Raw genomic sequence first — 22,350 nt, 5'->3', positions numbered from 1 at the left:
TATCTCCTGCTATAGATTTACTGTTCCTTCAGCTACTATTTCTACCATGCCGTCAAGGGTTATGGAAGTAACCTCCTCGCCGTTCCACTGGACTTTGATAAGTAAGCTCCCGCCTGGTTGTTTGATCTCCATCTGAATATCAGAGCCACGAAGGTATGCCAAAGCGGCTCCAAGAGCTGCAGTTCCTGATGCACAGCTTCTCTCCCAGACCAGTGAGTCTGTATCCTTTACATATACCAATGGAGATGAGGAAGACTCCTCAAAGTTGTGGTACATTATTCCGAAAGCCTCGAAGCTTTCATTGGACATCTTATCCCTGACAAGATGAAAAAATTCTGTTCTGCTTCTGAGATTGTCCTCATCCACAACGAAGTGTGTTATCCCTGGAAAATCTACACGAATCGCTGCCCTATTTTCGCCGCTTATGATAAACTCTTCAGCATGCATGCCTATAGGCAGAGGCATTTCAACTGAAGCCTTGAAGCTTGAGGGTATTTCAGTAGGGTATACCCTGCAAACCAAATCTCTCTCCAGACCTGATACCTGTATGGGAACTATGTAGCTGTCGTTTTCAAATCCGATTTGAGGATATCCGGAGTATACCATATAAGCTGCGAAGGATCTGCTGGCGTTACCACAGAACTCACCGCCCATCATCTGAAGTCGGATTCCGTCCGGATCATTCTTAGGTTTCTCGATAAAGCCTACCTGTTCGGCATACAGGCTCCCGGGATCCATAAGGGCTCGTGCTACTTGACTGTGCAGATCTCTAGGGATCTGGTCTAGTATGAATACGGTTGTATTCCCTGCAGGGCTTGTCTTAATAAAGTTAAGCTTCATGATATCACTTCCTTTCCTGTCTTTAGTATAGCAAAGAAGTAAAGGAATATCATCATGAACTTAGGACACTGGGACATAAAAAAGACAAGGTCGATTACCTTGTCTTTTGTTTGGTGCGGCAAAAGGGACTCGAACCCCCACCCTGGCAATCAGGACTAGAACCTGAATCTAGCGCGTCTGCCAATTCCGCCACTGCCGCATGGAACATTTTTAATTATACATAATGCACTAAAAATTTACAACAGGAATTTTTGAGAAGCGCTAAAATTCAACGACTCAACCTGTGGTTGAATAAAAATCAACTAATAGTATATAATTTTAAGTGAAATACAACCTCCAATACCTTCATGAAAAGCACCTCTGGATGTATCCTTAAGCTGTAAGAGGGATGATGCTGGAGGAGGTTTTAATGTGGAGATCACCATCGGAAGAAAATTATTAGAGGAAAGCAAGAGAGCAGTTAAGAATAACCTTAAGAAAAAAAAACTAAGGGCTGAGATAAAAAAAGAATATGCATTGGAGAGAGACTGGAGCACAATAAATCCTCAGCATATAAACAGCTACGGTATCCAGAGGAAGGATTTCTAATAAAGGGAGGTCAATGAAATGGTACAGTCATTAGGTAAAAGAATAAGTGAGTTTAGAAAGAAGAAGGGGATAACTCAGGATCAGCTGGCAGAGGAGATGGGTGTTTCCTCGCAGGCGGTGAGCAAGTGGGAGAATGACATATCCTGTCCTGATATTGGACTATTGCCTCAGCTTGCTGATTTCTTTGGAGTTTCCCTTGACGAACTGATGAGAGGAGACCGTGAGAAGGAGGTACAGGTAGTGCCTGAGTCCGAGCGAAAGGACCCCTCAAAGCTTATCATGCGGATCAAGGTCCTAAGCTCTGACGGCGACAGGGTAAATGTTAATCTTCCAATGGCCCTTGTAAAGATGGGACTTGAATCCGGCATGCTTGATTCTATGCTAGGAAAGAATGAGAACCTTAAGGGTATCGATTTTGACAGCCTGCTTCTTATGGTCGAGAAGGGAGCCATAGGAAAGCTGGTAGAGGTCCAGTCTGCTGACGGGGATCTAGTAGATATAACTGTGGAGTAGGTGAGATGATGAGGATAGAGATCAAACAGAGCGAGGGAAGGGGATTTACCATCCCGATACCGGAGTTTCTGGCGAACAACTCCATAAGTCTTAATGCAGCTGCATCCAAAATCAATGAGCACTCACCTATGAAGGTCACAGCCTCGGATTTAAAAGAACTGCTTCTTACTGTCAAGAGATATAAGGAAGAGACCGGGGTAAGTGAGTTGTTACTCGTAGATGTTGAATCCTCCGACGGAGACTTGGTCAAGATATGGATTTAGCAAATATCATTGTGATATAATCTCCTCAGGGAGGGATCTGTATGGGAGATAAAAGATTTGTTGTAGAGCATAAGGAAGGTGTAATGACCTCCACAAAAATTATTGTAGACAGAGAGACTGGAGTCAACTACCTATTCGTAGGCGAAGGATATGCCGGCGGTCTGACTGTATTGTTGGACAAGGATGGCAAACCAGTTATAACACCGGTTGGAAGGTACCCTTACTGATGAAAAGAATACTTTTTGTAGCAGCTGTTGCTGTTGGGCTGATGGCACTTATAGACGGTGTGATCAGCCCGGGTTATTTTCCTAAATCTCTTGCTAAGATTGCTTTGTTTCTCGTATTACCCATCGCTGCCGGAGGTATAAAAGCCAATCCAGGGAGCTTCCTCAAGGTATCCGGTAAGAGGGAGATCATTACGTCTGTGATCCTTGGAGTCGGAGTTTATCTTTCAATACTCGGAGTTTATTTGCTTCTTTCTCCCTACCTTGATCTTGACAGGATAAGAGCTTTACTTGGAGAGCAGCTGGGGGTAGTAAGGGATAATTTTATACTTGTTGCGATCTATATTTCATTTGCAAACTCATTGCTTGAGGAGTTTTTCTTCAGAGGTTTTCTTTTCCTCGGACTTCTTAGGAAAACCACCAGATCAAATGCATATTTCATAAGTGCAGGGATATTTACATTATATCACCTTGCGATCCTCAAGGGATGGTTCAGTCCCTTGATCTTTGCTCTTTCCATGATTGGCCTTTTTGTTGGAGGCTTGATCTTCAATAAGCTTAACGAAAGAAATGGCAATATTTTATCTTCATGGCTGGTGCACATGATGGCGAACCTGGCTATAAATACAATAGGTCTGATAATGTTTGGAATATTATAGAGTACGATAAACCTCTTTCGGGTATCCATATACGGAAACCATAACGAAGGAGGTTTTTTGTATGAAGAAAATAATTGTTCTAATCGAGAACCTGTTTGATGAACAGGAGCTTGTATACCCATATCATAGGCTGAGAGAGGATTTTGAGGTTCATCTAGTAGGTCCTGAAAAGCATGTTGATTACTCTGGTAAGTCAGGGTTCAAAATGAAAAGCACCCATAGCTCAGTTGATATAAAGGCTGAGGATTATGAGGGGATAATAATCCCTGGAGGCTTTTCACCTGACTACATGAGAAAGTCAGAGGCAACAAGAAAGCTGGTATCTGACTTTGACAAGGCTGGAAAACCTATAGCAGCCATATGCCACGGTCCATGGATGATGGCATCCTGCTGCGATGTTAAGGGTAAGAGACTTACCTCGGTCCCTACTATTAAGGATGATCTTATTCATGCTGGAGCTGAGTGGGTCAATGAAGCGGTCGTAGTAAGCGGGAACCTTATAACCTCAAGAAGTCCCCTGGACCTTCCTGCTTTCGTAAAGACCTTTGTGAAGGAGCTTCAGAAAAAATAACATAAATCCACTTGACAGAGCAACTTTATCGCTATAGAATGGTAAAAAGCGAAGACGAGGACGAGTAGATCCTGCAAGGTCGAAAGAGAGGGAGGTTCACCGGCTGAAAGGCCTCCTGCGATACACAGAATCGAAAACCACCTCCGAGCACTGCCCTGAAATACAGTAGGGGTAAGCGGTAGCTACGTTAAAGCTGTTTGTTCTGTCATGCATTTAGGTGGAAGCGGGTTATTACACTCGTCCTTTTTTGGACGGGTGTTTTTTGTATACATTTTTAGAGGAGGCTATAGCATGAAGGTAGCGAAGTTTGGGGGCAGCTCTCTCGCGGACGGTGCCCAATTCAAAAAAGTTAAGAGCATAGTGGAGTCTGACAAAAGCATAGGTATAGTGGTGCCTTCTGCTCCCGGGAAGAGACATGGTAAGGATCATAAGGTAACGGATCTTCTGTATATGTGCCACCAGCTTGCATCCCATGGTTTAAATTTTGACGAGGTGTACACCATAATACAGGATAGATTCACTGGGATCTGCTCAGAGCTAGAAACAGGGATCCCCATAAGTGAGATTTTAACAGATATAAAGACCAGGATAAGGGATGGAGCCACAAGAGACTACTGCGCCAGCAGAGGAGAATACATAAACGGACTTATACTTGCAGACTACCTGAGTATCCCTTTCGTAGATGCTGCTGAGCTAATAAGGTTTGATTCCATGGGGCAGCTGGATGAAATTAAGACCAGATCACTGATCGCAGATAAGCTCGTTGGTATAGAAAAAGCAGTGGTACCCGGCTTCTATGGATCTAACGAGGACGGCTCTATCAGGACTTTTTCAAGAGGTGGCTCGGATGTCACAGGGGCTATAATAGCTGATGGAGTTGATGCCGAGCTTTATGAAAACTGGACTGACGTATCCGGCTTTCTAATGGCAGATCCAAGGGTAGTAAAGGACCCAAAACCTATCAAGCTTGTCACCTACAAGGAGCTTAGAGAGCTTTCATATATGGGTGCACCGGTACTACATGAAGAAGCAATTTTTCCTGTAAGAAGACTTGGGATCCCCATAAACATCAGGAATACCAACAAGCCTGAGGATGAGGGAACTCTCATAGTACACGATCAGTGGGCTGAAAGAAACGAGGGAAGCATCACAGGGATCGCCGGTAAAAAGGATTTCACTGTAATATCGGTTGAAAAGACCCTTATGACTGCCGAACAGGGATTTTTCAGGAAGCTGGTCTCAGTATTCGAAACAAACGATATTACTATTGAACACATGCCTTCAAGCATAGACTCGATATCCGTTATAGTCTCGGATATCGGCTTAAACGGCAAGCTGAAGAAGGTAAAGGATGAGATCCAGATATACTGCAACCCAGACAATATAGTTTCTTATCCCAGCATGGCTCTTATAGCGGTAGTGGGAAGGGGAATGATCAATACCAAGGGTATATCAGCCAAGGTATTCACCGCACTATCAGATGGCGGAGTGAATATTAGGATGATCTCACAGGGCTCCAGCGAGCTGAATATAATCATCGGAGTCGAGAACAACGATTTTGAAAAGGCGATAGAGGCCATTTACAAGGCCTTTGAATAAAGAGAAAGGGAGGCAGGAGCTATGAAAAAGTATAACGTGGCAGTAGTAGGAGCAACAGGACTAGTTGGAAGGACAATACTTAAGGTCATGGAGGAGAGGAGGTTTCCTGTCGGGACCCTTGTTTGTCTGGCATCCAAGAAATCAGCAGGAGAGGTTTTGGAATATGATGGCAGAGAGATAATAGTGAAGGAGCTTGATGAGAACTCCTTTGATGAGGAGATAGATATAGCCTTTTTTTCGGCAGGCGGATCGATCAGCGAGAAATACGCACCGATCGCTGCCACTAAGGGTGTCGTCGTCGTGGACAACAGCAGCGTATTCCGAATGAATGAACAGGTCCCATTGGTGGTACCTGAGGTAAATGGAGAAGATTCATTTTCGAATAAAGGAGTAATATCAAACCCTAATTGCTCAACAATACAGTGCATGCTGCCCCTAAAGGCAATAATGGACAGATATGGAATCAAGAGAGTAGTTTATTCGTCCTACCAGTCAGTGTCCGGCTCGGGTACCAAGGGCTTAAGGGACCTTGATGAGGGACTTTCGGAGTTCTACCCATTCCCTATACAGAATAATGTTCTGCCTCACATAGACGTATTTCTCGAGAATGGATATACCAAGGAAGAAATGAAGATGATCGAGGAAACGAGAAAGATCCTCCATGCACCTGAGCTGAAGGTCACGGCAACAACAGTTAGAGTTCCTGTAAGATTCGCCCACAGCGTCTCTGTCAATTTGGAGCTTGAGAAAGACTTCCAGGTGGAGGATGTCAAAAGGATTTTAAGTGAGTTCCCAGGGATAATAGTAAAAGACGACCCCGGTCAAAAGCTCTATCCAATGCCGATAGATGCAGAAGGGCGTGATGAGGTTTTTGTGGGAAGAATAAGAAGGGATTACAGCCTTGAGCATGGGCTCAATATATGGATAGTTGCTGATAATATAAGAAAAGGAGCAGCTACCAACGCAGTTCAGATAGGTGAGCTGCTAGTGAAAAGGGGGATCTAGGTATGGCAAAGCTTGGAATGCTTGGATATGGAACAGTAGGTCAGGGGGTTGCTGACATCCTTAATAGAAGAGGCGAAGAGCTGGGGCTCCTGCTTGGAGAACCTTTACAGCTTAAAAAGATCTTGGTCAGAAGCCTGGATAAGGAAAGAAGGGTATCTGTCCCGGAGGGAGTCCTTACAACGGATCCGTACCAGGTGCTTCTTGATGAGGAGATAGATATAATTATAGAGGTTACAGGAGATCTTGATGACAGCTACGTCTTTATCAAGAAAGCCCTCCAGAATGGGAAGCACGTCGTAACTGCCAATAAGGCAGTTGTATCAGCATACTTTGAGGAGCTGTCCTACATGGCTGAGGAAAAGGGGCTCCACTTCCTGTATGAAGCAAGTGCAGGAGGCGGGATACCATTCATCAAACCTTTGAAGGACGCCACTAGGCTTAACAAGGTTGAAAGCATTAGGGGAATATTGAATGGTACCTGTAACTTCATACTCTCCAAGATGACCAATGAGGGTCTTGATTACTCAGAGGTTCTGAAGGAGGCTCAAGCTCTAGGATACGCAGAAGCTGATCCTTCTGCAGATGTAGAAGGGACAGATACTATGAGAAAGCTTAGGATCATAGGGACACTTGCGCTTGGTGCATCCATTTCCGAGGATGATATAATCGGTGACGGGATAGACAGGCTGTCTGCATATGATATCGAGAAACTGAAGGACAGGGGATATGTAGTAAAGCTTATAGGAGAAGCCAAGGAGGCTGATGGAGGATTTACAGCAATAGTCCAGCCTACAGCAGTACCTGTGGGAAGCAGTTTTGCTGGCGTTGGCGGAGCAATGAATTCTGTGTGCTTTTCAGGAGATAGTGTAGGAGTGCTTACCTTTACAGGAGCGGGTGCAGGAATGCTCCCAACAGCCAATGCAGTACTAAGTGACGTCATCGACTGCATTCTGGATACTCAGAGCAAGCTATCGCCTCTTCGAGCAAGAGCGCTTCAAAATAGAAACGGGTCCCTGAAGGGCTCCTATTATGTAAGATTTGAAGGCGGATTTGGAGCAGAAGTTCTAGGGAAGCTGTCATTAAAGGAACTAATCAGCCAAAAAGAACCTGTTGCTGCAATAACAGCTGAGGTGCAGCTTGATAGACTTCTTGATCTGGCAGCAAGCTTGGATCCAACCGGCTATTCCATTGTTAGAATAGAGGAGTTGAACTGACAGATGAGATATTACAGTACAAGAAACAAGAATATATCTGCATCGGCTAGTCAGGCTATCCTTAAAGGCATAGCTGATGACGGCGGTTTGTTCATCCCTGAAACCTTCCCCAAATTGCCACATCTTGAGGAGTTGATGGGGAAAGACTATAGAGAGCTTGCATTTAAAATATTACAGATGTACCTAGATGACTACTCTGATCAAGAGATACTTCAGGCTATAGAAGGAGCCTACGATGATAAGTTTGAGGATGAAGCCGTCGTTCCCTTAAGAAAAGCAGGAGGAGCTTTTTTTCTTGAGCTGTTCAAAGGACCAACTCTTGCCTTTAAGGACATGGCACTTACTATTCTGCCATATCTATTAAAGACTGCCCTTAAAAAGCAGGGCGAGGACAGAGAGGTGGTTATTTTGACTGCTACCTCTGGAGATACCGGCAAGGCTGCTCTTGAGGGCTTCAAGGATGTCCCTGGGACAAAGGTAGTTGTTTTCTTCCCTGAAAACGGAGTAAGCAAGATCCAAAGGCTTCAGATGGTCACACAGAGAGGCTCCAACACCTATGTGGCAGCAGTGAAGGGAAATTTTGACGATGCTCAGAATGGAGTAAAGGAATTATTCAATGACAAGGTATTTAACGAAGAGTTGAAGGAGAAGGGATTTATACTCTCTTCAGCAAATTCTATAAATATTGGAAGACTCCTTCCTCAGATAGTCTACTATGTGTACGGATATCTAAGACTGGCTGAACAAGGAGAGATAAAGCCTGGAGATAAGATAAATATTGCGGTTCCAACAGGCAACTTTGGCAATATCCTGGCAGCATATTATGCAATGAGGATGGGACTGCCTGTAAACAAGCTTCTTTGTGCATCAAATGACAATAGAGTTCTTACAGACTTTTTTGAGAGCAGTATTTATGACAGAAGAAGAAAGCTTATCCTGACATCTTCCCCATCTATGGATATACTGATATCCAGCAATCTTGAGAGATACTTGTTTCATATGACGGAGGAAAATGTGGAGGAAATTGCGGATAAAATGAAGCTTCTGCAGGAGAGAGGTTATTATCAGTGGCCTAAGGAAAGTCTTGGACCGATTTTTCCCGGTATGGCAGGAGAACAGCAGATATCCTCAGCCATAGAAAAACTATGGTCAAGCGATGGATACCTTATGGATCCCCATACCGCTATAGCATACAGTGTATGGGGAAAATATCAGGAGGAAGCGGGGGATGATACCCCAACATTGATAGCCTCGACTGCAAGTCCATTTAAGTTCTCCGGAAAGGTACTGACTTCAATTGGAGAGGATAAGCATGAGGACGAGTTCGAAGCAATGAATAAGCTTGGAGATCTTATGGGGATTCCTGTTCCTGAGAGAATGAGCGAGCTTGAAAAGCTTCCAATCCTCCATAGGAAGGTATGTGAAAAATCACATATGAAAGATACCGTAATGGGATTTTTGGAAGGAGGCAGGAGCAATGGTTAGAATAAGAGTCCCGGCGACTACTGCAAATCTCGGACCTGGCTTTGACGTACTTGGTCTTGCTCTCAGCCTATACAACATTTTTGAATTCAAGGAGGATCATAGCTGCAGCCTGGATGACAAGAACATGATCCACAGGGCTTATAAATACACATTTCAGACTATGGGTAAGGAAGTAGTCAACGCAGAAATAACTGTAGAGGCAGAAATTCCCTCATCTAGGGGTTTAGGATCCTCTGCTGCCTGCATCGCTGCCGGTATTATGGGAGCTAACTCGATCATGGGTAACCCACTGGATAGGGACGATATCCTTAATATTGCGACCCAACTGGAGGGACATCCGGACAATGTTGCACCTGCAATATACGGAGGACTTATGGTTTCTGTCATGGATGAGGAGGGTGTTGTGACCAACAGACTCCAGCTTTCTGATGATCTTGGATTTGTCGCTCTTGTCCCAGATTATCAGCTTTCAACTGCAGAGGCCAGGGCAGTTCTCCCACGGGAGCTTCCTCTAAAGGACGCTGTGTACAATATAGGGCGAGCAAGCCTCCTGGTTTCAGCCCTTGCCACAGGCAGGGACGAGCTTATTAACGCTGGTTTGAAGGACCGAATACACCAACCCTACAGGGGCAGCCTGATACCTGATTTTGACAAGATAACTGAGCTTTGCGAAAGACATGGAGCATTGGGCTCCTACATCAGTGGAGCAGGATCCACGATAATGTCCATTATAAAGGGCGATCCGGAGAATTTTATAATCGAGATGGGGAAAAAGCTTTCGTTTATGCCGAATAATTGGAGGGTAATATCTCTCAAGCCTGATTATGAGGGAGCCGTAGAACTATAATATCAAAGTTGACATGAATGATCCGGAACAGTATACTTAAACAATATAGGCGATGGGGTTCGCCATTGATTGCGCAAGCTGATGACTCCTGCTAAGGGCTTAGTAGCCCTTAGCGGGATTTTTTTGCACTTAAGGAGGATAAAATGGCGACAGGACTGGGAATAATAACTATTCTGGGATTAATTGCGAATTACATCTTCACGAAGCTGAAGCTTCCAGGACTACTGGGGATGCTGCTACTGGGGATAATGATCGGTCCATATGGCATGGATCTACTGAGCCCTGACCTTATGAGGGTATCCTCGGATTTCAGGGAGATTGCTCTGATTGTTATACTGTTAAGGGCAGGATTGGGGCTGGACTGGGATGAACTTAAAAAGGTAGGAAAGCCCGCACTGAGACTTAGCTTTATTCCAGGGGTCATAGAGGGCATCGCAATAATGCTTGTTTCCAATAGACTACTGGGAATATCTTTAGTAGAGGGTGGTATTCTTGGATTTATCATATCTGCGGTTTCCCCTGCAGTCGTCGTTCCTTCAATGCTTCATTTAAAAGAGAATGGAATTGGCGTAAAAAAGGGGATCCCGACCATGATACTTGCCGGAGCATCCCTGGATGATATAGTTATGATAACTATTTTTACAGGGTTTATAGGTCTTTATGGGGGACAAGATATCAATATGTTTTCTCAGTTTATGAGGATACCGGTGTCAATAATTACAGGTGTTAGTTTAGGCATTATCGTAGGGTCGATATTTGTTGGAATTTTCGAGAGGTATCATATAAGAGATACTAAAAAAGTGCTGATGATCACTGGAGCGGCCCTTTTGATTATGGCTGCAGAGGATATGCTGGCAAATACTATTCCAATAGCAGGGCTACTCAGCGTTATGACCATAGGTTTCATCATCCTACTAAAAAGGGGAGTCGTAGCAAAAAGATTGTCCGTAAAGTTTAATAAAATATGGATCCTTGCAGAGATACTCCTATTCGTACTGGTCGGAGCTCAGGTAAATATCCATGTGGCTCTTGGAGGAGGAGCAGTAGCATTTATGGTTCTTTTTATAGGTTTGCTGGCAAGGTCACTTGGGGTATTCTTATCACTTGCCGGGACAAACTTGAATCAAAAGGAACGAATTTTTTGCGCAGTCGCATACACTCCAAAGGCAACGGTACAGGCTGCTATTGGAGCTGTTCCACTGGCAGTTGGAGTCGCTTCAGGGGAGCTGATTCTTGCAATAGCAGTACTTTCGATCATATTGACAGCACCACTGGGAGCTATAGGGATCAGACTATTGTCTCCTCTGATTAAAGATTGAAAGCAAAAAACAAGAAAGGAGCTTACCAATTTCTGGTAAGCTCCCTTAAAGTACCTTTATTGATATGACTCGATCGGTCCCTCAATGCTCATATGGCCCATAAGAGTCTCTGCTTCTTGTCCATCAACTAGGAATTGCACCCTGTCCACTGAGTCAAGCTGAGTCAATGATTCAACTACCTGACCGATAACGTAGCTCTCCTGCATAGATCCTCCATGAAGCCCTTCGCTGGCAAAGTTTACGTAAGCAGTTCCATCCAGAACGTCCACTGATATCAGCTGAATGGTTTCCGTAAATCCGGTGCTGAGATTATCAGTATCCTTTGGTCCTGTCATCAAGGCTCTTACTATAGCCTCCTCAAGACAGATATCACCATAGGTTACCTCTTGAACCTCAGTAAGCATCCACTCGTACTGCTCGTCACCAGTCATGATATACTCATTATTGCCAAAAAAGAGTACTACCTCCTCGGTTTTTTCCTCAATGGCCGGCTCTTCTGCCGGTTCCTCGACAGGCTGCTCTGCAGGCTCTTCAACCGGCTCCTCGACAGGCGGCTGAGGTTCCTCTTTAGGTGCGCAAGCTGCAAGACCTAGTACCAAGGCAAGTGCCAACAGCAATATAGTCAATTTTTTCATCTTATTTACCTCCTTAGATCCAACTGGACCAATCCTTTGTCCTTAATCATATAATACCACAATATAGATGCACTACAATTTACAATTCGATGACAAAACGGCTCAACTAAGCGAAATGAATCAATAATCGAAATTTTGGTACTCGTCATGGCATAGGGGGTATAAAGCACTTTGACAAGGAGAGTTGATTTTATGATGATAAAAGGCATGTATGGAGAGGCTGAGGTTTTCACCGATAATTTGGAGGAGGGAGCACTTCGGCAAATAAAGGAGTTTCTGGATCAGGACTATACAAAGGGTAAGATGGTAAGGATAATGCCAGACGTACACCAGGGAATAGGCTGTGTTATTGGACTTACGGCACAGCTGGGGGATGTTGTAGTTCCAAACCTCGTCGGGGTGGATATTGGCTGCGGAATGCTGACGATAAAGCTTGGAGATAAGTGTCCAGACCTTGCTGAACTTGATAGGTTTATCCGAAAAAGTATCCCCTCAGGGACGAAAACTCACAGAGATCCAGTAAAAATAATGGGCGAGCTGACAGGTCTAAGGTGTTTCGGGGAGCTAAAAAGTATCGACAGGATCCAGCGGAGTATCGGCACCCTGGGCGGAGGTAATCATTTCATTGAAGTCGGAATGGACAGCTTTGGGGATCATTATCTGGTGATCCACTCCGGAAGCAGAAACCTCGGAAAGCAGATTGCTGAGATCTACCAAAGGCTTGCTGTGGAGGTTTGCGGGAAAAACTACCCAAAACAGCTTTGCGGATTAAAGGGAAAGTACAGGGATGACTACCTGGATGATATGAGGCTCGCTCAGGACTATGCAAGGATAAACAGAGAAGCTATGGGAGAACTCATCGTAAAGGAGTTCTATAATGCTGACCTTGTGGACTTTAAACATTTTCACACAGTCCACAATTACGTTGACTTCAGGGACAATATCATTAGAAAGGGAGCAGTTTCAGCCTATGAGGGTGAGGAGCTGCTCATACCGATAAATATGAGGGATGGATCAATACTGGCAGTTGGCCTTGGAAACTCAAGATGGAATTTTTCAGCACCTCATGGTGCCGGGAGGCTTATGAGCAGAAGGATGGCTAGAGATGCTGGAGCAATGGACAGGTTCAGAGAGGCAATGAAGGGGATATATTCTACATCAGTACATGAAGGTACCATTGATGAGAGCCCCTTTGCATATAAACCCATGGAGGAGATACTCGATAGGATAAATGAAACGGTCAGAGTTGTTGACAGAATAATACCTATATATAATTTCAAAGCGTAGGAGGGAAGGCATGAATCTAATATTTGCGGTGGACGGGAACTGGAAAATCGGCTACAACGGACAGATGCTGGTCGAGATCGAGGAGGATCTTCACCGGTTCAGGAGGATAACGGAAGGTCATATCGTAGTAATGGGAAGAAAAACCATGGAAGCTCTTCCTAATCAGCAGCCACTTGAGAACAGGGAAAATATAATAGTCACAAGGAACAAGGATTTCAAAAAGGAGGGATTTATAATAGTAAATTCCCTCGAGGACCTTTTTCCTCTTCTAAAGGAGATCAACCCTGAAAAAAAGAAAGAGGTCTTCATAACAGGAGGAGGTACAATAGCCAGGCAGCTGCTGCTGTTCTGCAACAAGGCGTATATTACTAAGATATTCAAGGATTTCAGGAATACCGACACCTTTATTCCAAACCTTGACCTTGACCCGGATTGGCATGTAGTTGAAGAATCTGAGGTCTTCAGACAAGACGATATCTATTATAGATATGTAGACTATGAAAGAATAAGGTGGTAAGCAAGGGACGCCTGAAATATCAGGCGTCCTTAACATTAACTATTCTAAATAGCTGAGAAAGGATCCTCTTCCATGTTTTCATTCCATAAATACTCAATGAACCTTGCTGCTTCAAGAGCCTTGTCTCTTCCATTAAACTTTTCCACAAAGGAAAGTGCCATGTCGATCCCTGCAGAAACTCCGGAGGATGTCCAATACTTGCCGTCAACAGACCATCTTGCCCTTGGAAGCCACAATACCTCAGGGTCAACAGATTTGACCCAGTCAAAGGATATCTTGTTTGAGGTGGCCTTCTTTCCCTTAAGAAGACCTGTTTTTGCAAGCAGCGCAGATCCGGTGCATACTGTCATGCAATAGCTGCTTCTATATGCAAGCTCTCGTACCATATCCAGGTAGGAGTCCTCATTTACAAGTGGTCTAACTCCATAGCCTCCCGGGATGAAGAGCATCCCGCCTTCCATAAACTCATCCAAGGGACTGGTATGCACCAGGAAACCATGTCTGCTCCTTATAAGTCCGCCTTCTGAGGATATATACCTTAGAGAATAGCTTTTTCCAACGATTCCAAATACCTCCACCGGACCAAAGACATCCAGCGTCTCAAAATCATCGAACAGTAAAATATTGATATCCATAGTGACCTCCTTCTTTAGATAGTTATTTCATCGAGAAGCCTTTCAAAGGCTTCCCTGAAGCCCTTGTCCTGATACTTATTTCGCTTGGCGGGTTTTGACAGATAGATTCCCTTTTGTCTCAGTTCTCTGTGAAAATGTCTGGAGTTCAGCATCCCGTCAATATTATCACCTGTTATCCTGACGCCATTTTGGTTTATGACATAAGCACCCTTAGCCAGACACATTGCTGCAAGGCCATTATCCTGAGTAATGACTGCATCTCCCATAAGAGAGTGATTGGCTATGTAATAGTCTGCACTATCCCTAGAGTTGTCAACAGTTACTACCTGGGCATATTCATCATTGATCACATGGGAGTGGTTCTTTACGATAGTCACCGGGATCCCCCTCCCCTTGGCGATCCTCACTGCAGTATCTACGACAGGGCAGCCGTCAGCATCAATATATATCCTCATATTGCTATCTCCTTAAGAAATTGGAATTTATGTTATCAAAAAGCTAGATACCCAAAGATCGGCATATATCCTCAAAATCTGTAAAAAGCACATCTAAGATTAAATGGTATATTTATTTTTGACATTATCCCGAAAAAAGTTTCTTATAAGCAGCGGAAGGGTATTGAATTTATTAATACAAAGTGTTACTATGTACATAATAATGTAATCATTACAAAAATATCCAAGGAGGTGTCAACTTGGCAGAAACATTGAAACCAGGCTGCAACAGACCAGCAATCAAGAAGATCAAACCAGAGGCAGCGCCGTCAACTGAGATCCAGCAAGAACATAAGGAGGTAGAGTCAATGGTAAAAGTAGGAAAACCAGCACCACTATTTGAAGCACCGGCATTTCATAAAGGGACCTTTACAAATGTAAAGCTAGAGGACTACAAGGGCAAATGGGTACTACTGTGTTTCTACCCAGGCGACTTCACCTTTGTCTGAGCGACTGAGGTTTCAGCAGTTGCTGAAAAATATGATGAGCTTCAATCACTTGGAGTAGAGGTTATTTCAATGAGCGTTGACAGCCACTTCGTCCACAAAATGTGGAACGATCACGAGCTTTCAAAGATGATAGGCAAGGATATCCCATTCGCTATGGCATCTGATCAGGATGGCTACATTGGTAAGATGTACGGTATATATGATGAGGACAGCGGAGTCGAGACAAGAGGAAGATTCATAATCGACCCAGATGGAATAATCCAAGGCTTTGAGGTACTTACACCACCGGTCGGAAGAAATGTTGCTGAAAGTATCAGACAAGTAAAGGCATTCCAATTGGTCAGAGAATCAAAGGGAACCAAAGCAACTCCATCAGGTTGGAAGCCAGGCAAGAAGGTTCTTGAACCAAGCCCGGACCTTGTAGGAAGAGTATGGGAGGTTTGGAAGGTAAGCGAGGCATTCGAAGACTAAGATTAATCAAAAACATTGACCCCTCCAATTCATTACGGTATAATAAAACATCATGTAAATAAATTGAGTGGGGTTGCGTGGATGAAAAATTATGATGAAGCAATTAGAATGCTAAAGCAAAAAGGGATAAGACCTTCCTTTATCAGAGTCAGGATACTTAGTCTGCTTATGAATGCCCGCATACATCCGACGGTGGATGAAATATATGAGGTTCTGTCAAAGGAAATACTCACGCTTTCAAAGACCACTGTATACAACACCTTGAAGCTATTTGCCGAAAATGAGCTGGCTCAAGCCTTGAACATTGAGGGTAATGAGCTTAGATATGAGGCAGCGAGAGGATTTCACGGTCATTTCAAATGCCAAAGCTGCGACAGCATCTACGACTTGAATGTGGAGACTATAAACTTTATGGATGACATGGAGGGATTTATAATCGCAGACGAGCAAGTCCTCGTTACCGGAGTCTGTCCAAAGTGTCACTAAAATTGACTAACAAAAAACACCCCTTAGGGTGTTTTTATTTTGATCTTATTCCTTGTTCTCTTCCGTGTTCTCCTTCTTTAGAGGCTCTTGGAACTTGGGAGCTTCAATCTTTCTGCTCTTTCCAAACAACCTTCTTATTATCCTTTTTATCACCATAATTATTACTACAAAGAATACAAGAAGCAATAGAAGCATTGGACCGTTGTAGATAATAAATATTACGAAGTTTTCAGCAGATCTTATAAATTGATAAAGCGAGTTATCAAATGCATTCCTTACTCTGTCCATGAATGTTGTTTCTACTGTTTCTGTCGTGGTTACCTTAGCTACTTCTCTTAGGCTTATGTTGAAGGTTGAGTAATCTATCCTGTCGTCAAGATTTATCAATGTCGCCTTGAGATTCTCTTTCTCGTAGATTACTTCGCTCAGTTGGTTTTCAAGAGCGATAATGTCCTCTATCTTTTCCGCTTTTTCAAGAAGTGAAAGAAGTCTCTCTTCCTTTATAGTAAGCACGTTCAGTCGTGACTCAGTGTCTCTGTAGTATCTTGTAACGTCCTCTTTGGAGGTACTTTCGCTGGTAATGTTTCCGATCTCTGGAAGCTGGGTCCTGAACTGATTTACCTTGTCTCTGGGTATTCTGATCGAAAAGTCCCCGTTTCTGTATTGAGTGCCCTCATAATAGCTCCCGTAATATATGTTCGAGCTTGCAAGGTAGCCTCCTGCCTGCTGGATCAGAGAATACAGAGACTCAAGTGATTTGTCAAACTCTGTGGTTTCAGCACCAAGATAAACAGTGGTTATAATTTTGTCTGGTTCGATGGATCCTCCCATGTCAGATCCAAGTCCGTAATCCCCACCTTTGGACTCCTCCACTATGGGCTCAGGCATTGGTGCTGGAGCAGAAGGCGCTTCTGCAGGCATCTCCTGAGGGTATCCAGGCTCTGATGTCACTCCGTCATTTGAGGATTTTCTTGCACTGCAGCCTGTAAATACAGATACAGCAAGTATAAATACAAGCAACAGAGCACCAAATTTTATTCTTTTGCTCATTATTCTCATCTCCTTTGGCTTAATTATACCCTTTGCAGGCTATCTATGTGAGACAAATCGGTTACAATCATTTTACAAAATGCCTACAATACTCCACCATGGGAGGTAAAGAATAAGTATTGACCCTATGGTTACAAAGGTCATATATATTCCGAATCCGGTAACTGTTCCTGAACTGAAGAAGCCATAGCCCTCTCCGATCACAAGATGAACGTTGTGGAATGGGAGGAAGAAATGGGCTACAATTGAGATAAATACCAATAGCGGCAATACGATCTCCGGCATGATCCCTGCTGTTGCAATGGACATTCCCGGTATTGCTACAGACATCGTCGTAACTACACTTCCAAGCATCATGTGTATCACCATGGCAGCTGCGATGACCGCCAAGATCATGAGTATCGAAAATTCCTGCGGGAAAATCATTGAGAGTCTGCCAAAAATTATCCCCGCAACTCCGCTTCCAGTCATGGCGGCTCCAATGGAGAAGGTTGCTGTTAGGAATAACATCAGAGGCCACTCTATAGCCTTAAGGTCTTTCAGATCAAGTATCCTTCGACCAAACATAAGCAACGTGCCAATAAGGATCACTCCTGCACTGGGTATGGGATGGTATTTTTCAAGTGCCCAGATGATTATCGTCGCTCCCACGATCGATAGGTTTATCCAGTCATCACGTTTCATATCAAGCTTTGGTCTCCGTATCAAACCAGGTGAATATTTCTTTAGCTCCTTTCTGTAAACCAAAAGGAATACAGCCATGGTAACAGTCAGCATTCCAAGGCCTGGAGCTGCAAGAAGCTTGAACCACTGCGCCTCACCTATATCGATGCCTGAGAGGTTTACGACAGCAGCATTCATTATGATGTCGCCTTTGAGTATGAAGGTGTTTGTTATCATCGATATCAGGAAAACCATAAGCAGCAGCAGCTCCTTTAGCTTTCCATCTGCTTTGACGCCATCGCAATACTCTCTGAAGATCATTGCAAGCATTATAAGGCGGCAGAAGGGCTGAGGAACCATAAATACCATTACCAATGCCATTCCTGCAATGACTGTAAGGAGTCTAGCAGGTGTAGTGGCCAGATATCCGATGTAGGGTTTGAATAATTTGTCGATAAGCTTGCTTTTTACTATCCCTTCCGAAAATAAGAAGGAAAATATAATTAGATAAAAGTTTTCGGAAAGTGGGAAGAAGAGTATCTTCTCCGCAGGTGCTCCGCTGAAAAGAAGGAAGGAAGACAATAATAGCAAGGAAGACAAGGTCCTGCTCACTGCCTTGTTTACCCAGAAGGTCAAAACCAGAAGTAGCGATGCCAGTATCAATGTCTGGTTAATGGTCATGCCAAGAGGTCTGATCAAAAGGATTATAATTGGTATTATAAAGCTGGCTAGAATTTTCTTTTTCTTGTCCATAGAATCACCCTATGTAAGTACTCGACTGCTTTACACTAATAATAGCACAATTGAGTTGTTTATGGACTGGGTTTGAAAAAATAACCAGCCCTAATATGTATATTATTGATATAATTAAACTATTATGGACCGGTAAGGATCCGAAACAGACATTTGGCACGAAGGGAGGAAGCAATGAAGAAGATAGTTGCCCTTGTGTTGGCATTTTCAACACTTATTATCGGAACAGCCTTTTTGTATTCAAAACGAAACGGAGTGATGATACCCTTGAAGCTGCACATAGATTCGGTGGTGGTAGATGCACATAACGATACCATGATGAAGATAATTGATGAAAAGACCTGGCTTCCCGCTGTTGATTTGAGAAAGGATTCCAATCTTCAAATAGATCTTATAAAGCTAAGAGCAGGTAACTTGAGCGTTCCATTCTTTGCAGCCTATTCGTCTCCGTACCATGGGAATCCGGACAGAAGCGTAAGCAGGACTCTTGCTCTTATAAATGCGCTCTACTTTACGGAGAAGCACAACAGAGATATATTTAAGATATCATCCAGCTACAAGGAGATAGAAGAGGTTGTTCTAAAAAGAATGATAGCAGCTGTGCCTACAATAGAAGGAGCATATTCCCTTTCAGAGGAAAATGCCCATGAGCTCCTGAGGCAATATGACGATTTGGGTATCAAAGCCATAGGCTTCACGTGGAATTACTCCAACGCCCTTGGGGAGGGACTATACAGATCCTATGCAGACATAGACGGCAGCTTTTCTCAAGGAGGGCTTACAGAATTGGGAAGAAAAACTGTTAAGGAGATGAACCAGCTTGGGATTGTTATTGATGTAAGTCATCTTGCAGAAACAAGCTTCTGGGATGTTATAGAGATTTCCGATCTTCCTATAATTGCGTCTCACTCCGGTGTATTTTCGGAGTTTATCCATGAGAGGAACCTAAGGGACGATCAGATCCTTGCAATCAAGGAGAATGGAGGAGTAATTGGGGTCGTATTCTATACTGACTTTATCAGTGAACCGGGTACTGCATCAATATCCAGGATTGTCGACCATATAGACTACATTGTCAAGCTGGCCGGAATCGATCACGTAGGACTGGGATCAGACTTCGACGGTGCAGTTATGCCTTATGATCTAGGGGATTCCTCCGGGATATATAAGATAACGGATGAGCTTGCAAGGAGAGGTTATTCTGAACGGGATATCAGGAAGATACTAGGGTTGAATATGCTGAGAGTGATAAAAGAAAATGATGAGGCAAGGATAGAGAAGCAAAAGCTTGATGGGATAACAATAACACCGCAGCTTCAGATGGGTGAGAGGTTTGAAACTAAAACGCCATCTCTAAAGGCATACATTTCAGGACATAATGGCAAGGATCTGAGTTATCGGGTGATACTAAACGGCATTCCTCGAGAGGCAGTGATAGAGAATGACCAGATAATGCTAAACATCTCCTCGCCCCTTAAAGAAAAGTTCTATGTAGTGACCTTTGAGGCCAGTGATGAAACAGGCTCAGTTGAAAGAGCTACCAGGATACTATATATAGAAGGAAATTAGCAATACTAAATCTATAATAATCAGGATGCAAAACTCTTACTTAATTAAATATTTTACAAAGAAGATCGAGGAGGAAATCTTTTTCGAACATTTTCCGGCCAAGCGGCCGTGAGCGGTCCGGTAAAAGAATTCCCCCTCGATTGTTACTAACCAAATCATAATTTTCTTTGTCTGATGGGATAGGCTTAGTCCATGACCTTACGAATAAGGCTGAAATCAAATTTATCGCTTATAAAATAGCTGTCAGAGTACAATGCAGGAAAGCCCTTATTTGAATAGTGGACTTGCTTTAAGTGGAGCAGGGCGGCAGGTTCATCAAGATTTAAGCAACTCATTAATTTTTCGTTGCTTATTGAAGCCTTTATGTCGCAATCTGCAAAGGTTATCTTTATATCGTAGTAACTTAGGAATTCAAATAAAGACTGCGTGTTTCCCAAGCTGAACCTTTCATACATATCATCTATGATCGGGATATAGTCCTCGACATAAATGACAGGTTTGCCATCAGCGGTCCTTATCCTCTCGATGTAAAGGACCATATCGCCTTCATTTATACCAAGTTTTTTCGAGAGATCCTTGGCTGCCGGTCTGGCATCGAAGTAGATGGATTTGCTTCCAGGTTCGTAGCCATGATTTGTCAATATCTTGGTGAAGCTGTCGAGGATGGTTATATTTGAGATAATATTATTGGCACTTCTTATGACAAAGGTACCCACTCCGTGACGTGTCGATACTATGCCCTCATTTTCCAGTATCTTCAAAGCCTCTCTTACTGTATTTCTGCTGACCCCAAGTCTATCTGACAGCTCATGCTCTGATGGCAGCTTTGTCATAACTTCCAATGAATTTTCAATCATATCCTGGATTGCTTCCTTTGCTTGGATTGTCAAGGTTTTACTTGTCAACTTCATTCGATATCACCAATCCCTTCGATAACCACTTAATACGATTCTAACAAATTATTGTAATTTTTAGTTATAAAATTTTGAATAACTTTTGCGTTGACAGGGTAGACTATAAATGCTAGATTATAGTTGTAGGACAACCAAACAACTTGATTATATTATATACCATTTATATACCAAGGGCAAGCGTTGTCCAATATATTAGGGGAGGGTAATGATGAATAAGAAAGTAGTTGCTTTAGCGTTGGTTTTGATCCTATCATTGACCGTATTGGCTGGATGTGCAGGTAATGAGGCTCCTGTTGAAACACCGGCTGGAGACGAAGCAGTTAGAATTGCTATCATTCACGGAAACCTTGGAGACCTTGGATTTATCGATGAAGCCCATATCGGACTCAATAAAGCTAAGGAAGAGCTTGGAATCGAATTTGATTATGCAGAGATCCTTGAAAACAGTGAAGTTGAGACCCAGCTTAGAATGTTCTCAGACTCAGGTGATTACGATCTGATAATCGCATTGGGCGCAAACTATATCGATCCGCTATTGGCTGTTGCAGCAGATTATCCTGAGCAGCACTACACTCTCGCAGACGGCGTTGTGGAGGGATATGACAATATCCACAGCATCAGAGCTCTTGACCCAGAGCAGACATTCCTGTCAGGAGTGATCGCAGGTCTTGTTACCCAGGATGAAAGGATGCCTCTTTCAAATCCAGAGAACATAATAGGATTCGTTGGAGGGATGGATACCCCTGTATCGAGATCCGGAGCTGCTGGCTTTATGGCTGGAGCAAGATATGTAAATCCAGAGGTAGAATTTATCTATAATATAGTAGGAAACTACAGAGATCCGGGAACAGCAAAAGAAATAGCTATGACTTCATATGGAAGAGGAGCAGACGTAATATCCCACAATGCAGGCGGTTCAGGCCTGGGAGTATTCGCTGCTGCAGAGGAGTCAAATAAGTATGTTATCGGAAGTTCATTGGCAACGGTAGATCCTGAGAGAAGCCTTGTTACTTCTATAAAGAGAATAGACCTCCTTATTTATCAGGAAATTGAAGAAGTAGTCAATGGAACTTGGGCATCAGGAGTTACTCTAAAAGGAATCAGAGATGACGTAACTGGCTACAGCAGAGAAGGAATAACTAATGAACTTCCAGAGGATATCCTTGCGATAGTTGAGGAAGTCAAACAGCAATATATAGATGGCAAATTCCAGCTCCCTGACGATCCAGATCAGGTTGATGCTTGGACGCTTGAAAATAGCTACGAAAACAACAAATAGCTTCAAAGACCTTGGAGGTGA

General features: G+C 43.4%; 25 protein-coding genes, 1 tRNA gene and 1 riboswitch. Of the genes, 18 read left to right on the top strand and 8 right to left on the bottom strand.

Features of this window, described 5'->3' with window-relative positions:
- Positions 1 to 9: 9 nt before the first annotated feature.
- Both AC4PHB_RS09320 and AC4PHB_RS09315 read right to left on the bottom strand, forming a co-directional pair.
- Positions 10 to 840, bottom strand: a complete 831-nt coding sequence (locus AC4PHB_RS09320; protein WP_492136162.1) for a histidine racemase CntK family protein — start codon at positions 838 to 840, stop codon at positions 10 to 12.
- Positions 841 to 951: 111 nt separating this feature from the next.
- Positions 952 to 1,039: transfer RNA gene (locus AC4PHB_RS09315), tRNA-Leu, on the bottom strand.
- A gap of 212 nt (positions 1,040 to 1,251) precedes the next feature.
- Between AC4PHB_RS09315 and AC4PHB_RS09310 the strand changes: the two genes are divergently transcribed.
- The 12 genes from AC4PHB_RS09310 (at position 1,252) to AC4PHB_RS09255 (ending at position 11,127) form a co-directional block, all read left to right on the top strand.
- Entirely contained in the window at positions 1,252 to 1,428 is a 177-nt protein-coding gene (locus AC4PHB_RS09310) for a hypothetical protein (protein WP_492136161.1), read from the top strand.
- An 18-nt stretch (positions 1,429 to 1,446) separates the two neighbouring features.
- A complete protein-coding gene (locus AC4PHB_RS09305; RefSeq protein WP_492136160.1) occupies positions 1,447 to 1,941 on the top strand; it encodes a helix-turn-helix domain-containing protein in 495 nt (164 codons plus the stop codon).
- 5 nt (positions 1,942 to 1,946) lie between these two features.
- Positions 1,947 to 2,204, top strand: a complete 258-nt coding sequence (locus AC4PHB_RS09300; protein WP_492136159.1) for a hypothetical protein — start codon at positions 1,947 to 1,949, stop codon at positions 2,202 to 2,204.
- 41 nt (positions 2,205 to 2,245) lie between these two features.
- On the top strand, positions 2,246 to 2,431 hold the full coding sequence (locus AC4PHB_RS09295) for a DUF6440 family protein (protein WP_492136158.1): 186 nt from the start codon (positions 2,246 to 2,248) through the stop codon (positions 2,429 to 2,431).
- Complete coding sequence (locus tag AC4PHB_RS09290; RefSeq protein ID WP_492136157.1) at positions 2,431 to 3,087, top strand: CPBP family intramembrane glutamic endopeptidase; 657 nt, start codon at positions 2,431 to 2,433, stop codon at positions 3,085 to 3,087. Before AC4PHB_RS09295 ends, AC4PHB_RS09290 begins: the two co-directional genes overlap by 1 nt.
- A gap of 61 nt (positions 3,088 to 3,148) precedes the next feature.
- Entirely contained in the window at positions 3,149 to 3,658 is a 510-nt protein-coding gene (locus AC4PHB_RS09285; RefSeq protein WP_492136156.1) for a type 1 glutamine amidotransferase domain-containing protein, read from the top strand.
- Between the two features lie 291 nt (positions 3,659 to 3,949).
- Entirely contained in the window at positions 3,950 to 5,257 is a 1,308-nt protein-coding gene (locus tag AC4PHB_RS09280) for an aspartate kinase (RefSeq protein WP_492136155.1), read from the top strand.
- Between the two features lie 21 nt (positions 5,258 to 5,278).
- A complete protein-coding gene (locus AC4PHB_RS09275; protein ID WP_492136154.1) occupies positions 5,279 to 6,262 on the top strand; it encodes an aspartate-semialdehyde dehydrogenase in 984 nt (327 codons plus the stop codon).
- Positions 6,263 to 6,264: 2 nt separating this feature from the next.
- Positions 6,265 to 7,476, top strand: coding sequence for a homoserine dehydrogenase (locus AC4PHB_RS09270; RefSeq protein ID WP_492136153.1), 1,212 nt, complete (start codon positions 6,265 to 6,267; stop codon positions 7,474 to 7,476).
- A 3-nt stretch (positions 7,477 to 7,479) separates the two neighbouring features.
- Positions 7,480 to 8,961 carry a threonine synthase gene (gene thrC / locus AC4PHB_RS09265; protein ID WP_492136152.1) on the top strand — a complete coding sequence of 494 codons (1,482 nt, stop codon included), beginning with the start codon at positions 7,480 to 7,482 and terminating at the stop codon, positions 8,959 to 8,961.
- The gene (thrB, locus tag AC4PHB_RS09260) at positions 8,954 to 9,808 is read left to right on the top strand and encodes a homoserine kinase (protein WP_492136151.1); all 855 of its coding nucleotides are present in this window, start codon (positions 8,954 to 8,956) and stop codon (positions 9,806 to 9,808) included. Before thrC ends, thrB begins: the two co-directional genes overlap by 8 nt.
- 39 nt (positions 9,809 to 9,847) lie before the next feature.
- Positions 9,848 to 9,906, top strand: a riboswitch (Fluoride riboswitch).
- Positions 9,907 to 9,951: 45 nt separating this feature from the next.
- The gene (locus tag AC4PHB_RS09255; RefSeq protein WP_492136150.1) at positions 9,952 to 11,127 is read left to right on the top strand and encodes a cation:proton antiporter; all 1,176 of its coding nucleotides are present in this window, start codon (positions 9,952 to 9,954) and stop codon (positions 11,125 to 11,127) included.
- 56 nt (positions 11,128 to 11,183) lie between these two features.
- Here AC4PHB_RS09255 and AC4PHB_RS09250 read toward each other — a convergent pair whose 3' ends face one another.
- Positions 11,184 to 11,762: a GerMN domain-containing protein gene (locus AC4PHB_RS09250; protein WP_492136149.1), complete on the bottom strand. Its 579-nt coding sequence runs from the start codon at positions 11,760 to 11,762 to the stop codon at positions 11,184 to 11,186.
- A gap of 171 nt (positions 11,763 to 11,933) precedes the next feature.
- On the opposite strand from AC4PHB_RS09250, the gene AC4PHB_RS09245 reads away from it, so the two are divergent.
- On the top strand, positions 11,934 to 13,049 hold the full coding sequence (locus AC4PHB_RS09245; protein WP_492136148.1) for an RtcB family protein: 1,116 nt from the start codon (positions 11,934 to 11,936) through the stop codon (positions 13,047 to 13,049).
- A gap of 10 nt (positions 13,050 to 13,059) precedes the next feature.
- Positions 13,060 to 13,566, top strand: a complete 507-nt coding sequence (locus AC4PHB_RS09240; protein WP_492136147.1) for a dihydrofolate reductase — start codon at positions 13,060 to 13,062, stop codon at positions 13,564 to 13,566.
- A 44-nt stretch (positions 13,567 to 13,610) separates the two neighbouring features.
- Here the strand turns inward: AC4PHB_RS09240 and AC4PHB_RS09235 are convergent, their stop codons facing one another.
- Positions 13,611 to 14,201: a DJ-1/PfpI family protein gene (locus tag AC4PHB_RS09235; protein ID WP_492136146.1), complete on the bottom strand. Its 591-nt coding sequence runs from the start codon at positions 14,199 to 14,201 to the stop codon at positions 13,611 to 13,613.
- Positions 14,202 to 14,215: 14 nt separating this feature from the next.
- Positions 14,216 to 14,656 carry a YaiI/YqxD family protein gene (locus AC4PHB_RS09230; RefSeq protein ID WP_492136145.1) on the bottom strand — a complete coding sequence of 147 codons (441 nt, stop codon included), beginning with the start codon at positions 14,654 to 14,656 and terminating at the stop codon, positions 14,216 to 14,218.
- A 347-nt stretch (positions 14,657 to 15,003) separates the two neighbouring features.
- On the opposite strand from AC4PHB_RS09230, the gene prxU reads away from it, so the two are divergent.
- Positions 15,004 to 15,615 (top strand): thioredoxin-dependent peroxiredoxin, encoded by a 612-nt coding sequence (prxU, locus tag AC4PHB_RS09225; RefSeq protein WP_492137763.1) that lies wholly within the window; start codon positions 15,004 to 15,006, stop codon positions 15,613 to 15,615.
- Between the two features lie 81 nt (positions 15,616 to 15,696).
- Positions 15,697 to 16,101, top strand: coding sequence for a Fur family transcriptional regulator (locus AC4PHB_RS09220; protein WP_492136144.1), 405 nt, complete (start codon positions 15,697 to 15,699; stop codon positions 16,099 to 16,101).
- 45 nt (positions 16,102 to 16,146) lie between these two features.
- On the opposite strand, the gene AC4PHB_RS09215 is transcribed toward AC4PHB_RS09220, so the two are convergent.
- On the bottom strand, positions 16,147 to 17,151 hold the full coding sequence (locus AC4PHB_RS09215) for a DUF4349 domain-containing protein (protein ID WP_492136143.1): 1,005 nt from the start codon (positions 17,149 to 17,151) through the stop codon (positions 16,147 to 16,149).
- Positions 17,152 to 17,223: 72 nt separating this feature from the next.
- The gene (locus tag AC4PHB_RS09210) at positions 17,224 to 18,567 is read right to left on the bottom strand and encodes an SLC13 family permease (RefSeq protein ID WP_492136142.1); all 1,344 of its coding nucleotides are present in this window, start codon (positions 18,565 to 18,567) and stop codon (positions 17,224 to 17,226) included.
- 174 nt (positions 18,568 to 18,741) lie between these two features.
- On the opposite strand from AC4PHB_RS09210, the gene AC4PHB_RS09205 reads away from it, so the two are divergent.
- Positions 18,742 to 20,136, top strand: coding sequence for a dipeptidase (locus AC4PHB_RS09205; RefSeq protein WP_492136141.1), 1,395 nt, complete (start codon positions 18,742 to 18,744; stop codon positions 20,134 to 20,136).
- A 185-nt stretch (positions 20,137 to 20,321) separates the two neighbouring features.
- Here AC4PHB_RS09205 and AC4PHB_RS09200 read toward each other — a convergent pair whose 3' ends face one another.
- Entirely contained in the window at positions 20,322 to 21,047 is a 726-nt protein-coding gene (locus tag AC4PHB_RS09200; protein ID WP_492136140.1) for a GntR family transcriptional regulator, read from the bottom strand.
- A 211-nt stretch (positions 21,048 to 21,258) separates the two neighbouring features.
- Here AC4PHB_RS09200 and AC4PHB_RS09195 point away from each other — a divergent pair, with 211 nt between their 5' ends.
- The gene (locus tag AC4PHB_RS09195) at positions 21,259 to 22,329 is read left to right on the top strand and encodes a BMP family lipoprotein (protein ID WP_492136139.1); all 1,071 of its coding nucleotides are present in this window, start codon (positions 21,259 to 21,261) and stop codon (positions 22,327 to 22,329) included.
- The last annotated feature ends 21 nt before the right edge of the window (positions 22,330 to 22,350 follow it).

This window comes from Gudongella sp. QWL-04, from assembly GCF_058683975.1.
This window is presented reverse-complemented; position numbering and strand designations above follow the sequence as displayed.

What these genes read in the sequence shown, in the direction of transcription:
- AC4PHB_RS09320 (WP_492136162.1), bottom strand. Translation starts at nt 840, where the DNA reads ATGAAGCTTAACTTTATTAAGACAAGCCCTGCAGGGAATACAACCGTA.
- AC4PHB_RS09305 (WP_492136160.1), top strand. Translation starts at nt 1,447, where the DNA reads ATGGTACAGTCATTAGGTAAAAGAATAAGTGAGTTTAGAAAGAAGAAG.
- AC4PHB_RS09300 (WP_492136159.1), top strand. Translation starts at nt 1,947, where the DNA reads ATGATGAGGATAGAGATCAAACAGAGCGAGGGAAGGGGATTTACCATC.
- AC4PHB_RS09295 (WP_492136158.1), top strand. Translation starts at nt 2,246, where the DNA reads ATGGGAGATAAAAGATTTGTTGTAGAGCATAAGGAAGGTGTAATGACC.
- AC4PHB_RS09290 (WP_492136157.1), top strand. Translation starts at nt 2,431, where the DNA reads ATGAAAAGAATACTTTTTGTAGCAGCTGTTGCTGTTGGGCTGATGGCA.
- AC4PHB_RS09285 (WP_492136156.1), top strand. Translation starts at nt 3,149, where the DNA reads ATGAAGAAAATAATTGTTCTAATCGAGAACCTGTTTGATGAACAGGAG.
- AC4PHB_RS09280 (WP_492136155.1), top strand. Translation starts at nt 3,950, where the DNA reads ATGAAGGTAGCGAAGTTTGGGGGCAGCTCTCTCGCGGACGGTGCCCAA.
- AC4PHB_RS09275 (WP_492136154.1), top strand. Translation starts at nt 5,279, where the DNA reads ATGAAAAAGTATAACGTGGCAGTAGTAGGAGCAACAGGACTAGTTGGA.
- AC4PHB_RS09270 (WP_492136153.1), top strand. Translation starts at nt 6,265, where the DNA reads ATGGCAAAGCTTGGAATGCTTGGATATGGAACAGTAGGTCAGGGGGTT.
- thrC (WP_492136152.1), top strand. Translation starts at nt 7,480, where the DNA reads ATGAGATATTACAGTACAAGAAACAAGAATATATCTGCATCGGCTAGT.
- thrB (WP_492136151.1), top strand. Translation starts at nt 8,954, where the DNA reads ATGGTTAGAATAAGAGTCCCGGCGACTACTGCAAATCTCGGACCTGGC.
- AC4PHB_RS09255 (WP_492136150.1), top strand. Translation starts at nt 9,952, where the DNA reads ATGGCGACAGGACTGGGAATAATAACTATTCTGGGATTAATTGCGAAT.
- AC4PHB_RS09250 (WP_492136149.1), bottom strand. Translation starts at nt 11,762, where the DNA reads ATGAAAAAATTGACTATATTGCTGTTGGCACTTGCCTTGGTACTAGGT.
- AC4PHB_RS09240 (WP_492136147.1), top strand. Translation starts at nt 13,060, where the DNA reads ATGAATCTAATATTTGCGGTGGACGGGAACTGGAAAATCGGCTACAAC.
- AC4PHB_RS09235 (WP_492136146.1), bottom strand. Translation starts at nt 14,201, where the DNA reads ATGGATATCAATATTTTACTGTTCGATGATTTTGAGACGCTGGATGTC.
- AC4PHB_RS09230 (WP_492136145.1), bottom strand. Translation starts at nt 14,656, where the DNA reads ATGAGGATATATATTGATGCTGACGGCTGCCCTGTCGTAGATACTGCA.
- AC4PHB_RS09220 (WP_492136144.1), top strand. Translation starts at nt 15,697, where the DNA reads ATGAAAAATTATGATGAAGCAATTAGAATGCTAAAGCAAAAAGGGATA.
- AC4PHB_RS09215 (WP_492136143.1), bottom strand. Translation starts at nt 17,151, where the DNA reads ATGAGCAAAAGAATAAAATTTGGTGCTCTGTTGCTTGTATTTATACTT.
- AC4PHB_RS09210 (WP_492136142.1), bottom strand. Translation starts at nt 18,567, where the DNA reads ATGGACAAGAAAAAGAAAATTCTAGCCAGCTTTATAATACCAATTATA.
- AC4PHB_RS09205 (WP_492136141.1), top strand. Translation starts at nt 18,742, where the DNA reads ATGAAGAAGATAGTTGCCCTTGTGTTGGCATTTTCAACACTTATTATC.
- AC4PHB_RS09200 (WP_492136140.1), bottom strand. Translation starts at nt 21,047, where the DNA reads ATGAAGTTGACAAGTAAAACCTTGACAATCCAAGCAAAGGAAGCAATC.
- AC4PHB_RS09195 (WP_492136139.1), top strand. Translation starts at nt 21,259, where the DNA reads ATGAATAAGAAAGTAGTTGCTTTAGCGTTGGTTTTGATCCTATCATTG.